This window comes from Streptomyces sp. NPDC047014 (assembly GCF_040644195.1).
GTDB lineage: Bacteria > Actinomycetota > Actinomycetes > Streptomycetales > Streptomycetaceae > Streptomyces.
Window position 1 is genome coordinate 1 of sequence record NZ_JBEYVX010000024.1, and the last position, 13,940, is coordinate 13,940.

Below are 13,940 nucleotides of genomic sequence, written 5' to 3' on the forward strand. Positions count from 1 at the left end.
TCGGGCCCCCCGCCTGGGGCGCGACGGCGGGCCCGGCGCCGGGCGCTGCCGGGGGCGCGGAGCCGCGTACCGCCTCCTCGGCGGGGGCGGGCGGGGCAGCGGTCAGGACGGTGGGGGCGGTGGGGGCGGCGGTTCCGGTTCCGGTGCTCATACGGATGCCTGCTCCTTCTCCAGTTGCTGGGCGCGGGCCACCTCGTCGTGGAGCAGGGTCCAGATCTCGTGGCGATGGCGGGCGAACTCGGGGCTGGACCGCAGGTCCTCGCCCTGCGGTCCGGCGAGGCCGGTGCCGGGGGCGGCGCCGCGCTCGCCGAAGGCGACGGGCACGATCTCCTTGATCCGCCCGGGGCGGGAGGTCATGACGGCCACCCGCTGGCCGAGGTAGACGGCCTCCTCGATGCCGTGCGTGATGAAGACGACGGTCTTGCCGGTGCGCTGCCAGATGCGGCGCAGCTCGTCCTGGAGGGATTCGCGGGTCTGCGCGTCGAGCGCGGCGAAGGGCTCGTCCATCAGCAGGACGTCCGGGTCGTAGGCCAGGGAGCGGGCGATGGCCACGCGCTGGCGCATACCGCCGGAGAGCTGGTGCGGGTGGCGGTCCTCGAAGCCGGAGAGGCCGACGAGGTCCAGGAACTCGGCCGCCCGCGCCCTGCGTCGGCGGCGCGGGACCCCGGTCGCCTCCAGGCCGAATTCGACGTTCCCGAGCGCCGTCCGCCACGGCAGCAGCGCGTACTGCTGGAAGACGATGCCCCGGTCCAGGCCCGGCCCGGTGACCGGCCGGCCGTCGAGCAGGATCCGGCCGGAGGTCGGCGTGGACAGTCCTCCGAGGAGGTCCAGGAGGGTGGACTTGCCGCAGCCGCTGGGGCCGACGACCACCAGGAACTCCCCGCTGCGGATCTCCAGGTCGATGCCGTCGAGGGCGGTGAAGTCCCCGAAGGTCTTGCGGACGTCCTCGAACACGATCTTCGCCATGGGCGCCGTCACCCCTTCCCGTACTGGTTGAAGTCGTTGGTGTAGAGGTCGGCGGCCTTGAGCTGCCCCTCCTTGACGTCGCCGCGCTTGCCGAGCCAGTCCAGCCACACCTGGAACTCCTTGTCGGAGATGCGGCCACCGGTCTCGGCGACGCCGTAGGAGCGCCAGTACTTGAGGGTGGCGGTGTCCTCGTTGCGGCCGCGCTTGGTGACGATGTCGGTCATCCGGGCGATGACCTCCTCGCGGGGGGTGGTGCGGGACCACTCGATGGCCTTGGCGACGCCGGTCACGAAGGTCCGTACGGTGTCCGGGTTCTCCTTCACGAAGCGCTTGGTCATCACATAGGTGCCTGCGCTGAACGCGCCGAGCAGTTCGAAGTCCGTGAACAGGGGGCGGATGCCGCCGGCGGCGAGCGCCTTGTCGCGCAGTACTCCGCCGAGGACGGCGACGTCGATCTGCTTCTGTCTGAGGGCCTGTTCGGTGTTGACCGGCGGGACGACCAGGGATTCCACCTTGTCGATGTCCGCCTTCGACAGCCCGCCGCGGCCGAGGTAGATCTCCAGCATGGCCTGGGCGTGGGCGCCCAGGGTGTTCATGCCGACCTTCTTGCCGACGAGGTCCCGGGCGGAGCGGATGGGACTGTCCTCCAGGACGTAGTAGCCGCTGAAAGAGTGCTGGTCGGAGCCGTAGTAGGAGATGACGGCGGTGACGGGGGCCTTGCTGGCGGCCAGTTTGACCACGGCGCCGTTGAAGGCGCCGCCGAAGTGGATCTGGCCGGTGGCGGCGGACTGGATGTCCTGCGGGCCGCTGATGGTGTTGCCGATCCACTCCAGCTTGAGGTCGCCGAGGTGTCCGAGGTCGGCGGCGAGCTCGGGGAGCGTGACGGCGCCGACGCTGCCCTGGTACTTGAGGGTGGTGACCTGGCCGCCGGAACCGGAGGCGGTGGCCCTGCCGCAGCTCACCGCGGCCGCCGAGATGCCGAGCAGGGTCAGGAACTGGCGCCGGGAGGTGGTGGTCGAGGTGAGGGCTGCGGGCATGGCGGGTCCTTGGGTGGGTCGGTACGGGTCGCGGGGGCTACGGGGCGGGGACGGCGAGCGGGGCCCGGTGGTACGGGGTCTCGGTGTGGGGGGCTTCGGCGGGCGGGGCGTACGCGTGGAGGGCGTCCGCGAACTCGTCGACGGCCTGGTAGAGGTCGAGCTCCGCCTCGGGCCGCAGCCGGTCGGGGCCCGCGCCGCGTTCGACGGAGGAGTCCAGGACGAAGCGGCCGGCGCTGACGTGCCGGGCACCGAGGGCGCTGAGCACGGGGCGCAGGGCGTAGTCGATGGTCAGGACGTGGGCGAGGCTGCCGCCGGTGGCCAGCGGCAGGACCGTCTTGCCGGCCAGGCCGTCCTGCGGGAGCAGATCGAGGAACGCCTTGAGCAGGCCGGTGTACGAGGCTTTGTAGACGGGGGTGGCGATGATCAGGCCGTCGGCGGCGGCGACCGCTTCGAGCGCCCGGCGGATCTCGGGCTCGCCGCGCCGGGCGGCGAGCAGATCGGCGGCGGGCAGGTCGCGCACGGCGAGACGGTCGATCCGGAAGCGGGTCCCTGCCGGGGAGGCGGTGTGGGCGAGTTCCAGGTGGCGCAGGGCGTGTTCGACGACGACGGCGGTACGGGAGTGGGCGGAGGGACTGCCGGTCAGGGCGAGCAGCTTGGGCACGGGGGCTCCTTGGGCGGCGTACGGTCTCTGGCTCTGCGGGGTCAGGCGGCGGAGGTCGACGCGCCGGAGGGGATGCCGAAGGCCGGGTCCGGGACGGTCTCCGGGCTGATCAGGCGGGACGGGGCTCCGTCGGGCCCGACCGGGATGTCGCCGTCGACGGTGACGCGGCGCAGGGTGCGCTCGTGGTCGTCGGAGTCGTCCACGCCGTAGTGCTGGGTGGCGCGGTTGTCCCAGATCGCGACGTCGCCGGGCTGCCACTGCCAGCGGACCGTGTTCTCGGGGCTCTCGATGTGGGCCTGGAAGAGGTCGAGGAGCGCGCGGGTGTCCCGGCCGGTGAGGCCCTGCACCCGCTGGACGAAGTTGCCGAGGAGCAGGGTGCGTTCGCCGGTCTCGGGGTGGACGCGGACCACGGGGTGCTCGGTGAGGAAGCGGGTGGAGGTGAACACCTCGCGGTACTGGGCCAGCGCCTCGGGCACGGCGTCGGGGCGCAGGGCGGCGTAGTCGTACTCGTTGGAGTGCACGGCGCGCAGCCCGTCCGCGAGGGTGCGGAGGGGGGCGGGGAGGTGGGAGTAGGCGGTGGCCGTGTTGGCCCAGAGGGTGTCCCCGCCGTACGGGGGGATGGTCACGGCGCGGAGGATCGAGAAGGCGGGGTAGGCGGGGACGAAGGTGACGTCGGTGTGCCACTGGTTGGCGCGGGCGCCGTGGTGGGAGTCGATACCGAGGGCGTAGCGCCCGTCGGCGGACGGCACGGTGGGATGCGCGACGGGCGCCCCGAGCAGCCGGGCGAACCCCTCGTGGCTCTCCTCGTCCAGGTGCTCCTGCCCCCGGAAGAACACCACCTTGTGCGCGAGCAGAGCCTCCCGAATCCCGGCAATAGCCCCCTCCCCCAACTCCCCACCCAGCCGAACCCCCCGAATCTCGGCACCGATCCGCCCTCCGATCTTCCGGACGACGAGCTCGGTGGCGGTGTCGGTGACGGTGTCGACGGCGACGCTCATGATGTGCCTCCAGGGCGGTAGCGCGGCGGATTATTTCCGCAGCGGAAGTAATAGCGGTACGAGAACCACTGCCACACGGGACAGTGAACGAACGGGCAGGTCAGGGCCCGAACCACGCGGCCGCACGGACGCAGCGGTGTTGCGGTGGGGCCCCTGCGACGGCACTCCGGCCGCACCAACCCGGCAACGGGCCGGTCAGGCCGACGCACCGTCGGGTCAGTCATGCCGACGCAGACAGGCAGGCGAGCCCGACACAACAGCGGGGCGGTCTTACCCATGCGCCAGCGGGCCAGAGGGACCGACACGTCAGCGGATCGGTTGGGTGAACGTGACAACGAGGCGATGAAGCCGACACGGCGCGGGATCGATCACGCCGAGGCGGCAGCGGGACGGTGGGGCAGACGCGCCGGCGGGAGGGCTGGGCGGACGCGACAACGAGGTTGTGCAGCCGACGCGGTAGCGGATCGATCACGCCGCAGTGGCAGCAGGACAGTGAGGCAGACGCATCAGCAGAAGGGCTGAACCGACGCGACAACGAGACGGTCAGGCAGACGCGGTGGCGGATCGATCGTGCCGAGGCGACAGCGCGGCGGTCGTGACGGCGGGGACCGACGCGGCAGCGAGGCAGTGCAGCCGGCTCGACCGAAGACGGTCGCACCTATGGGGGCTGACACGGCAGCGAGGCGGCAGCGGGGCGGCTCAGGCTCGGCGTGCGGTGGCCGGACAGCGGCCCGGACACGCACCGGGCGCGGTACACGGGCCGGTGGTGTGGAGCCGCGGGGCGAGAAGTTCGTTCGCGGTCATGGCCTGGAGCCTGTCAGCGCCCCGGAGACCGGTCAACCCCCGCCCTCATCCGGACACCCACCCCCACCCCACACCGCTCCACCCCTCCCGACCTGCGCTTTCACCAACCGACACCCCACTCCTAACGGCCGAAAACCGTGGCCGGATTTCACACCCACGCAACGCCCCCGCCACGCCCACGCCTCATCCCCCACCCGACAACCCGTTCCCCCGCACGTCCGGGCGTACCACCCGCACGCCCCGGCCCTCGGGCGCCTGCGTGGCGCGGACGCGCAGGGCCGATCAGGGCCGATCAGGCCCTGCGGGCTCCCCCGGCAGAGCGCGGGCCCGCGGCCCGCAGCCCCCTCGGCCGCAGCCGGGACGACACCGGCCCCGGCCCCGCCCGCGACCCGGCATGATCAGTGGCGGGAGCCGTGAGCCCGGCCCGACCCCACCCCACCCGCCGCCCCCAGGAGGCCCCCGTGACGCTCGTGCCCGGTGATCCGCGGGCCGTGGCCAATGCTGCTGCCGTGCTGCGGACCGTGCTGGAGTGCGGGCCCGTCGCGCGGAGTGAGGTCGCCGCGCTCAGCGGGCTGAGTCCCGCCGCCGTGTCACGGCAGGCGACCGGGCTGCTGCGGGCCGGGCTGCTGCGCGAGCTGCCCGCGCCCGGCGCCGGCACCGGCGGCGGGGTCGGGCGGCCGCGGGTCCCGCTCGACCTGCACACCGGCGCCGTCGGCGGCCCCGTCGCGGCCGGCCTGCACATCGGCGTGCCCTCCGCCACCTTCAGCCTCGTCGACCTGCGCGGCACCCTCCTCGCCCGCCGGACCTTCCCCCACCAGCACCTCCCCGCCGCCGGCCTCTCCGCCGCGATCGCCGCCGCACTGGCCCGGTTCCTGGCCGAGTACCACACCCCCCGCCGCCCCCTCCTCGGCCTCGGCGCCGCCCTCGGCGGCTGGGTCGACCCCGAGGAGGGCCGCGTCGTGCACCACCCCGGACTGCACTGGCGGCACAAGCCGCTCGGCGCCGAGCTGTCCGCCGCCCTCGGTCTGCCCGTGCACGTCGACAACCACGCCCGCGCCGTCGCCCGCGCCGAGATCCTCTTCGGCCGCCCGGAGGCCCGCCGCAGCCTCGTGCACCTCTTCATCGGCAACGTCGTCGACGCCGCCTTCGGCATCGAGGGCACCGTCCACCAGGGTCCGGGCGCCGCCGCCGGGGACGTGGCGCATCTCCCGGTCCCCGGTTCCGGCGTGCCGTGCGCGTGCGGACGTACCGGCTGCCTCCAGGCCACCGCCTCCGACACCGCGCTCGGTGCCGAGGCCGTGCGCCGCGGCATCGTCCCGGACCCCTCCGTCCCGCTGCTCGTGGACGCGGCCGCCGCCGGCGACCCGCGCGCCGACCGGCTGCTGCGCGAGCGGGCCCGCGCCGTGGGCCGGGCGGCGGCGCTCCTGTGGGATGTCTTCAATCCGGCGGTCATGGTCGTGACCGAGCTCGCGAGCGTGCTGCACGAGGGCTATCTGGGGGAAATCCGCGGCGCCGCGCTCGCGCACTCGCACGTCTGCGACGACCCCGAACGCATCGTCGGCCCGCACGCCGGTCCCGCCGTACTCCCGGAAGCGGCGGCAACCGTGCTGCTCAGCCGGGTGTTCCGCGATCCGCTCGGTCCGCCGCGAGAGGGGGAGATCACACCGGACGGTATGGTGCACCCCTGAGCGCCCGCCCTAGCATTCGAGCCATGACGGTCCTGCCTGACGACGGGCTCTCCCTGGCCGCCGAGTTCCCTGACGCGACACATGAGCAGTGGCAGCGCCTTGTAGAAGGCGTACTGCGAAAGTCGGGCAAGGAAGCCTCCGGCGAGGCAGCAGAAGACGCGCTGTCCACCCGACTCGAGGACGGGCTCACCACCCGCCCGCTGTACACCGCGCCGTCCGAGGGGACGGCTCCCGACACCGGTTTCCCCGGATTCGCCCCCTTCGTGCGCGCGGGCCGGCCCGAGGGCACCACCGCGACCGGCTGGGATGTGCGCCAGCGCCTCGCGGGCACCGACCCGGGACGGCTGAACGAGGCCGCCCTCGCCGATCTGGAGAACGGCGTCACCTCCCTCTGGCTGACCGTGGGCGAGGGCGGCATCCCCGTCGACGGGCTCGCCCGCGCCCTGGACGGGGTCTACCTGGACCTCGCCCCGGTCGCCCTGGACGCCGGAGCCCAATACGCCGAGGCCGCCCGCGCGTTGCTGGACCTGTACACCGAGCGCTCGGTGGCTCCGGAGGCCGTGCGGGCCTCCCTGGGCGCCGACCCGCTGGGCCACGAGGCCCGTACCGGCGAGGCGCTGGACCAGGCCGCTGCCGTGGAGCTGGCCCGGGAGGCCGCCGCCGGTCTGCCGGGGGTGCGCGCCCTGACCGTGGACGCGCTGCCCTACCACGAGGCCGGCGGCAGCGCCGCCGAGGAGCTGGGGCTCTCGCTGGCCACCGGCGTCGCCTACCTGCGCGCCCTCTCCGCAGGTGGGCTGGACGTCGAAGCCGCGCTCGGGCAGCTGGAGTTCCGCTACGCGGCCACCGCGGACCAGTTCCTCACCATCGCCAAGTTCCGCGCCGCGCGCCGCCTGTGGGCCCGCGTGGCCGAGGCGTCCGGGGCGCCGGAGGCGGGTGCGCAGCGCCAGCACGCGGTGACCTCGCCGGTGATGATGACCCGCCGCGACCCCTGGGTGAACATGCTGCGCACCACCGTGGCCTGCATGGCCGCGGGCGTGGGCGGCGCGGACTCCGTCACCGTGCTCCCCTTCGACCACGAGCTGGGCCTGCCCGACGCCTTCGCGCGCCGGATCGCCCGCAACACCTCCACCATCCTGCTGGAGGAGTCGCACCTGGCCCGCGTGATCGACCCGGCAGGCGGCTCGTACTACGTCGAACGCCTCACCGACGAACTCGCTCACGCGGCCTGGGAGTTCTTCCGGACCCTGGAGAAGGCCGGCGGCCTGGCCGCCGCGCTGCGCTCCGGTCTGGTCGCCGAACGCCTCGCCGCCACCTGGGCCGAGCGCTCCAAGAAGCTCGCCAAGCGCCGCGAACCGATCACCGGCGTCAGCGAGTTCCCCCTGCTGTCGGAGAAGCCGGTGGTCCGCGAGCCCGCGCCCGCCGCCCCCTCCGGCGGCCTGCCCCGCGTCCGGCGCGACGAGGCGTACGAAGCGCTGCGTGCCCGGAGCGACGCCCATCTGGCGGCGACCGGCGCCCGCCCGCGGATCTTCCTCGCGGCGCTGGGACCGGCGGCCGCGCACACCGCCCGCGCCACCTTCGCCTCGAACCTCTTCCAGGCCGGCGGCGTAGAATCCGTACACGACCCGGTGTCCGTGGACGCGGACACGGCCGGTGCGGCCTACACCGCGAGCGGGGCGGACGGCATGGCCGTGCTCTGCTCCAGCGACGCACTGTACGCGGAGCAGGCCGCGGTCGTGGCCGGGGCGCTGCGGGCGGCCGGGGCGCGGACCGTGTTCCTCGCCGGGCGGCCGGGCACCGCCGAGGCTTCCGTGGACGAGTACGTCTTCGCCGGCTGTGACGCCGTCGCCGTGCTGTCCTCCGTACTCGACCGGATGGGAGTGCCGTCGTGAGCATCCCCGATTTCTCCGAGCTGGCGCTCGGTCCCTCGGCCGCCGCCGCGGTCTCCGAGGAGCAGTGGCGGTCCTCCGTGAAGGAGTCCACCGGCACCGCGGCCGCGGACCTGCTGTGGGAGACCCCCGAGGGCATCGGCGTGAAGCCGCTCTACACCGGGCGGGACGTGGAGGGCCTGGACTTCCTGCGCACCTACCCGGGCGTGGCCCCGTACCTGCGCGGCCCGTACCCGACGATGTACGTCAACCAGCCCTGGACGATCCGCCAGTACGCGGGCTTCTCCACGGCCGAGGAGTCGAACGCCTTCTACCGGCGCAACCTGGCCTCCGGCCAGAAGGGCCTGTCGGTGGCCTTCGACCTGCCGACGCACCGCGGCTACGACAGCGACCACCCGCGGGTGACGGGCGACGTCGGCATGGCGGGCGTGGCCATCGACTCGATCTACGACATGCGGCAGCTGTTCGACGGGATCCCGCTGGACAGGATGTCGGTGTCGATGACGATGAACGGCGCGGTGCTGCCCGTTCTCGCGCTGTACATCGTGGCGGCGGAGGAGCAGGGCGTCTCCCCCGACAAGCTGGCCGGGACCATCCAGAACGACATCCTCAAGGAGTTCATGGTCCGCAACACCTACATCTACCCGCCCAAGCCCTCGATGCGGATCATCTCCGACATCTTCGCGTTCACCTCGCAGAAGATGCCTCGGTACAACTCGATCTCCATCTCCGGCTACCACATCCAGGAGGCCGGGGCCACGGCCGACCTGGAGCTGGCGTACACCCTGGCGGACGGGGTGGAGTACCTGCGGGCCGGGCAGGCCGTCGGGCTGGACGTGGACGCGTTCGCGCCGCGCCTGTCGTTCTTCTGGGCGATCGGCATGAACTTCTTCATGGAGGTCGCGAAGCTGCGCGCGGCGCGCCTGCTGTGGGCGAAGCTGGTGAAGCAGTTCGACCCGAAGAACGCCAAGTCGCTGTCGCTGCGCACGCATTCGCAGACCTCGGGCTGGTCGCTGACGGCGCAGGACGTCTTCAACAATGTGACGCGTACGTGCATCGAGGCGATGGCCGCGACCCAGGGGCACACCCAGTCCCTGCACACCAACGCCCTCGACGAGGCCCTGGCGCTGCCGACGGACTTCTCGGCGCGCATCGCCCGCAACACCCAGCTGCTGCTCCAGCAGGAGTCGGGGACCTGCCGGTCGATCGACCCGTGGGGCGGCAGCGCGTACGTGGAGCGGCTCACCTACGACCTCGCCCGGCGCGCCTGGCAGCACATCGAGGAGGTCGAGGCGGCCGGCGGCATGGCGCAGGCCATCGACGCGGGCATCCCGAAGCTGCGCGTGGAGGAGGCCGCGGCGCGCACGCAGGCGCGGATCGACTCGGGCCGGCAGCCGGTGATCGGCGTGAACAAGTACCGGGTGGAGAACGACGAGGCGATCGATGTCCTCAAGGTCGACAACTCCTCGGTGCGGGCGCAGCAGATCGCCAAGCTGCGGCGGCTGCGCGAGGAGCGCGACGAGGCGGTCACGCAGGACACGCTGCGGGCGCTGACGAACGCGGCCGAGCGCGGGGAGGGCAACCTGCTGGCCCTGGCGGTGGACGCGGCGCGTGCCAAGGCCACCGTGGGGGAGATCTCGGACGCGCTGGAGAAGGTGTACGGGCGGCACGCGAGCCAGATCCGTACGATCGCGGGCGTGTACCGGAACGAAGCAGGCGAGTCCCCGTCCGTGGAGCGCACGCGGGCGCTGGTGGACCGGTTCGAGGAGGCGGAGGGCCGCCGTCCGCGCATCCTGGTGGCCAAGATGGGCCAGGACGGGCACGACCGCGGCCAGAAGGTGATCGCGACGGCCTTCGCCGACCTGGGCTTCGACGTGGACGTCGGTCCGCTGTTCCAGACCCCGGCGGAGGTGGCCCGGCAGGCCGTCGAGGCGGACGTCCACGTGGTGGGCGTGTCCTCGCTGGCGGCCGGCCATCTGACCCTCGTACCGGCGCTGCGCGAGCAGCTGGCGGAGGAGGGCCGCGAGGACATCATGATCGTCGTGGGCGGGGTGATCCCGCCGGCGGATGTCCCGACGCTGCTGGAGATGGGTGCGACGGCGGTGTTCCCGCCCGGAACGGTCATTCCGGACGCGGCCCACGACCTGGTGACGCGGCTGGCCGCGGACCTGGGCCACGAGCTGTAGGCGGGCGCCGGTGCCGAAGATCGACATCGAGGCTTACGCGAAGGGGGTGCTCGACGGGAAGCGCGCGTTCATCGCGCGGGCGATCACCCTCGTCGAGTCCACCCTGCCCGCGCACCGGGCGCTCGCGCAGGGCCTGCTGACGGAGCTGCTGCCGCACGCGGGCCGGGCCCGGCGGATCGGCATCAGCGGGGTCCCGGGGGTGGGCAAGTCCACCTTCATCGACGCCTTCGGCACGATGCTGACGGGGCTCGGCCACCGGGTGGCGGTGCTCGCGGTGGATCCGTCGTCGACGCGGACGGGCGGCTCCATCCTGGGTGACAAGACCCGGATGGAGCGGCTGTCGGTGGATCCGGCGGCCTTCGTGCGGCCGTCGCCGTCGGCGGGGACGCTGGGCGGGGTCGCCAAGGCCACGCGCGAGTCGATGATCGTGATGGAGGCCGCGGGCTACGACGTGGTCCTCGTCGAGACGGTCGGCGTGGGCCAGTCGGAGACCACGGTGGCCGGGATGGTGGACTCCTTCCTGCTGCTGTCCCTGGCCCGTACGGGTGACCAGTTGCAGGGCATCAAGAAGGGCGTCCTGGAGCTGGCCGACGTCCTGGCGATCAACAAGGCGGACGGCCCGCACGAGCGGGACGCGAAGGCCGCCGCCCGGGAGCTGTCGGGCGCGCTGCGGCTGATGCACCCGGTGGACGCGGCCTGGACCCCGCCGGTCCTGACGTGCAGCGCCCGGGAGGCTACGGGGCTGGACGAGGTGTGGAACCGCCTGGAGCAGCACCGGACCCTGCTGGAGGCGGGGGGCCGGCTGGCGGCGAAGCGGGCGGCGCAGCAGGTGGAGTGGACCTGGTCGATGGTCCGCGAGGAGCTGCTGGAACGGCTGCGCGGGAATCCGGCGGTACGGGAGCTGGCGCCGGGCCTGGAGGCCGCGGTCCGGGCGGGCACGCTGACGCCGACCTCGGCGGCGGACCAGCTCCTGGCGGCTTTCGGCGGCTGAGGGCGGGGTGCGGGGCGGCTGCTTCGGCGCCGCTGAGGGCGTTGAGGCCGAGCGCGCGGCGGCTGAGGCCGGTGAGGCCCGTGGAGCAGGACCGGCCGGCGCCCTCGGGGCGTCGGCCGGTCGTGCGCGGCGCGGCGGCGGGGCCGCGCCGGGGGGCTCACGCCTCGACGAGCACCGAGCCGGTCGGGGTCAGGGCCTCGCGCAGCAGCCGCACCTGCTCCACCGTGTTCTCGGTGGCCAGCAGCGCGGAGAGGATCGCGATCCGGGCCTGACCGGCGCGCAGCGTGCCGGTGGGCACGGCGCCCGCCGCGACCAGGTCCACGGCGCCGCCGTGCGTGTAGATCTCGGTGACGGGCCCGGCCATGACCCGCGTGGTGAGCGCGACGAGCACGCCGCGGGCGACGGCCGCGCGGACGGCGTCGACGATCTCCGGGGTGGCGTTGCCCGCGCCGGTCCCGACGAGCACGATGCCGCGGGCTCCGGCCTCGACGGCGGCGTTCAGCAGGACCGGGTCCCCGTCGGCGTGGTGGACGACCACGTCGACGCGGGGCGGGAGTTCGGGCATCGCGGGCAGCGGGAGCGGCAGCGGGCGCTGCGGGGCGCGCAGGATGGTGACCTTGCCGAAGCCGACCTTGCCGAGGAGTTCCTTGGAGGGGTCGGCGAACGCGTCCAGGGCCACGGCCTGCGTCTTGACGGTGCCGCGGGCGGCGTGGACACGTCCCGCGAAGGCGATGAGCACGCCGAGCCCGCGCGTGGTGGCGGCGGTGAGCAGCGCGTCGTACAGGTTGCCGGGGCCGTCCCCGTCGGCGGTGCCCATGGGCAGCTGGGAGCCGGTGAGGACGACCGGGCGCGGGTCGTGGTGGTGGAGGTCGAGGAGGAAGGCCGACTCCTCCAGGGTGTCGGTGCCGTGGGTGACGACGATGCCGTCCACCTCGGGGTCGGCGAGGACCTCGTGCACGGTGCGCAGCAGGGTGAGCTGGTGGGCGGTGGTGAGCCGGGGGCTGTTCACGCTGAACAGGTCGACCACCTCGACGGTGACGCCCTCGGGCAGCGGCGCGGTGGCGATGACCTCGTTCCCGTCGGCGTCGGCGGCGAAGCCGGAGCCCTGCCAGCGGCTGGCTATCGTGCCGCCGGTGCTGATGACGACGATCCGTCCCATGCTGCGTGGCCACCTTTCATTCGACGCTCGTACATATGTACTCAAAGCAGCAATGATAGAGCGATCCGGGCGCAATGTGCTTGCGCCTTCCGCCGGGGCGGCCGAGAAGCCATGGGGGATAATTGCGTCATGGACGCAATCGACCGCGATATCTTGCGCGAGCTTCAGGCCGACGGGCGGCTCAGCAACCAGGAGCTGGCCCAGCGGGTCGGACTGACCCCCTCCCCTTGCATGCGCCGGGTGCGCCAGCTGGAACAGGACGGGGTCATCCAGGGCTACCGCGCCGTGATCTCCCCCGAGGCGGTGGAGCGCGGCTTCGAGGTGCTGGTCTCGGTGGAGGTACGGCGCGACCGCGAGGCCGTCGAGGCGTTCGAGGAGGCCCTCCAGGACATCCCGGACGTGATCGAGGCGTACCGGCTCTTCGGCAGCCCGGGCTGCCTGCTGCGCATCGCCGTCGCGGACCTGCGCGCCTACGAGCGCCTGTGGATCGAGAAGCTGACGGCCCTCTCCGGTATCACGGAGGTCAACTCGCAGATCATCATGAAGCGCATCAAGGAACCGACGGGCCTCCCCGTGGACCTCTGACGAGGGCGCCGCCACTGGCATGATCGTCCGATGACTGACGACCCGCGCGAGCACCCCTCCAAGGTGGCCGGAGACCGCGCCTCCCTGACCTCGTTCCTCGACTACCAGCGCGCCACCCTGGCGATGAAGTGCCAGGACCTGAGCGCGGAGCAGCTCAGGCACACAGCGGTCCCGACCACCGGGCTGACCCTGCTGGGGCTGGTCCGGCACATGGTCGGCGTCGAGCGCAGCTGGTTCCGGCTGGTACTGAGCGGAGAACCGGTGGCACCCGTCTGGCCGGGCGCGGACGGCGGGCGGTCCGGCGCATGGGAGGTGGCGGACGCCGACGCGGACGAGGCGTTCGCCCGGTGGCACGAGGCGTGCGAGCACTCCCGTACCGTCACCGGCTCCTTCGCCTCGCTCGACGACACGGTGGAGTTCGACGGAGAGGTCATCTCCCTCCGTTACGTCCTCACACACATGATCGAGGAGTACGCCCGCCACAACGGCCACGCCGACCTGCTGCGGGAGGCGATCGACGGCCGCGTCGGCGAGTAGGTGACCGGAAGACCGGACACGGCGGAGAACATCAAAAATCTGGTGCAAGGTGTGTCGATGCCGGCGCGGCGCGCCGTCCGGTCCCCACCCATGGACGAATGCGGAGTGGTTCATGAGCATCAACCCCTTAGCCGACGACCGCGGCGACACCGACAGCGGCACCTCCACCGACACCGGGCGGTTCTACGTCCTGCTGAACGACGAGGGACAGCACTCGCTGTGGCCGTCCTTCACCGACATCCCGGCCGGCTGGCGGATCATCTTCGGCGAGGAGAGCCGCGAGCTCTGCCTGGAGCACGTCGAGGCGAACTGGACCGCCCTGCGGCCCAGAATCCCGCACGACACGGTCACCGCCGAACCGGTCTCCATCACGGTCTCCGTCGCCGCACCATGAGCCTGTGCGGGCTGTCCGGCCGGGGCCGGACAGCCCGCACACGGCGTC

The 13,940-nt window shown here is 73.0% G+C and carries 12 protein-coding genes; 7 read left to right on the forward strand and 5 right to left on the reverse strand.

Annotated elements, in window-relative coordinates; all coding sequences use genetic code 11:
- Positions 1-147: 147 nt before the first annotated feature.
- From ABZ873_RS16255 to ABZ873_RS16270, 4 genes are read right to left on the reverse strand one after another with little or no spacing between them, the layout of a single operon-like run.
- Complete coding sequence (locus ABZ873_RS16255; RefSeq protein WP_360871435.1) at positions 148-966, reverse strand: ABC transporter ATP-binding protein; 819 nt, start codon at positions 964-966, stop codon at positions 148-150.
- Between the two features lie 8 nt (positions 967-974).
- Positions 975-2,003, reverse strand: coding sequence for an ABC transporter substrate-binding protein (locus ABZ873_RS16260; RefSeq protein WP_360871438.1), 1,029 nt, complete (start codon positions 2,001-2,003; stop codon positions 975-977).
- A gap of 37 nt (positions 2,004-2,040) precedes the next feature.
- On the reverse strand, positions 2,041-2,664 hold the full coding sequence (gene ssuE / locus ABZ873_RS16265; protein WP_360871441.1) for an NADPH-dependent FMN reductase: 624 nt from the start codon (positions 2,662-2,664) through the stop codon (positions 2,041-2,043).
- 41 nt (positions 2,665-2,705) lie between these two features.
- A complete protein-coding gene (locus ABZ873_RS16270) occupies positions 2,706-3,662 on the reverse strand; it encodes a TauD/TfdA family dioxygenase (RefSeq protein WP_360871444.1) in 957 nt (318 codons plus the stop codon).
- A gap of 1,265 nt (positions 3,663-4,927) precedes the next feature.
- On the opposite strand from ABZ873_RS16270, the gene ABZ873_RS16275 reads away from it, so the two are divergent.
- The 4 genes from ABZ873_RS16275 to meaB are packed head-to-tail and all read left to right on the forward strand — an operon-like array spanning position 4,928 to position 11,217.
- Complete coding sequence (locus ABZ873_RS16275; protein ID WP_360871447.1) at positions 4,928-6,154, forward strand: ROK family protein; 1,227 nt, start codon at positions 4,928-4,930, stop codon at positions 6,152-6,154.
- Between the two features lie 23 nt (positions 6,155-6,177).
- The gene (locus ABZ873_RS16280; RefSeq protein WP_360871450.1) at positions 6,178-8,043 is read left to right on the forward strand and encodes a methylmalonyl-CoA mutase family protein; all 1,866 of its coding nucleotides are present in this window, start codon (positions 6,178-6,180) and stop codon (positions 8,041-8,043) included.
- Entirely contained in the window at positions 8,040-10,226 is a 2,187-nt protein-coding gene (gene scpA / locus ABZ873_RS16285) for a methylmalonyl-CoA mutase (RefSeq protein ID WP_360871453.1), read from the forward strand. Before ABZ873_RS16280 ends, scpA begins: the two co-directional genes overlap by 4 nt.
- Before the next feature lie 10 nt (positions 10,227-10,236).
- Entirely contained in the window at positions 10,237-11,217 is a 981-nt protein-coding gene (gene meaB, locus ABZ873_RS16290) for a methylmalonyl Co-A mutase-associated GTPase MeaB (RefSeq protein WP_360871457.1), read from the forward strand.
- Between the two features lie 157 nt (positions 11,218-11,374).
- On the opposite strand, the gene ABZ873_RS16295 is transcribed toward meaB, so the two are convergent.
- A complete protein-coding gene (locus ABZ873_RS16295) occupies positions 11,375-12,376 on the reverse strand; it encodes an asparaginase (RefSeq protein WP_360871460.1) in 1,002 nt (333 codons plus the stop codon).
- 129 nt (positions 12,377-12,505) lie between these two features.
- Between ABZ873_RS16295 and ABZ873_RS16300 the strand changes: the two genes are divergently transcribed.
- The 3 genes from ABZ873_RS16300 (at position 12,506) to ABZ873_RS16310 (ending at position 13,892) form a co-directional block, all read left to right on the forward strand.
- Positions 12,506-12,961, forward strand: coding sequence for an Lrp/AsnC family transcriptional regulator (locus ABZ873_RS16300; protein ID WP_360871462.1), 456 nt, complete (start codon positions 12,506-12,508; stop codon positions 12,959-12,961).
- Between the two features lie 30 nt (positions 12,962-12,991).
- A complete protein-coding gene (locus tag ABZ873_RS16305; protein WP_360871465.1) occupies positions 12,992-13,498 on the forward strand; it encodes a DinB family protein in 507 nt (168 codons plus the stop codon).
- 112 nt (positions 13,499-13,610) lie between these two features.
- The gene (locus ABZ873_RS16310; protein ID WP_360871468.1) at positions 13,611-13,892 is read left to right on the forward strand and encodes an MbtH family protein; all 282 of its coding nucleotides are present in this window, start codon (positions 13,611-13,613) and stop codon (positions 13,890-13,892) included.
- The last annotated feature ends 48 nt before the right edge of the window (positions 13,893-13,940 follow it).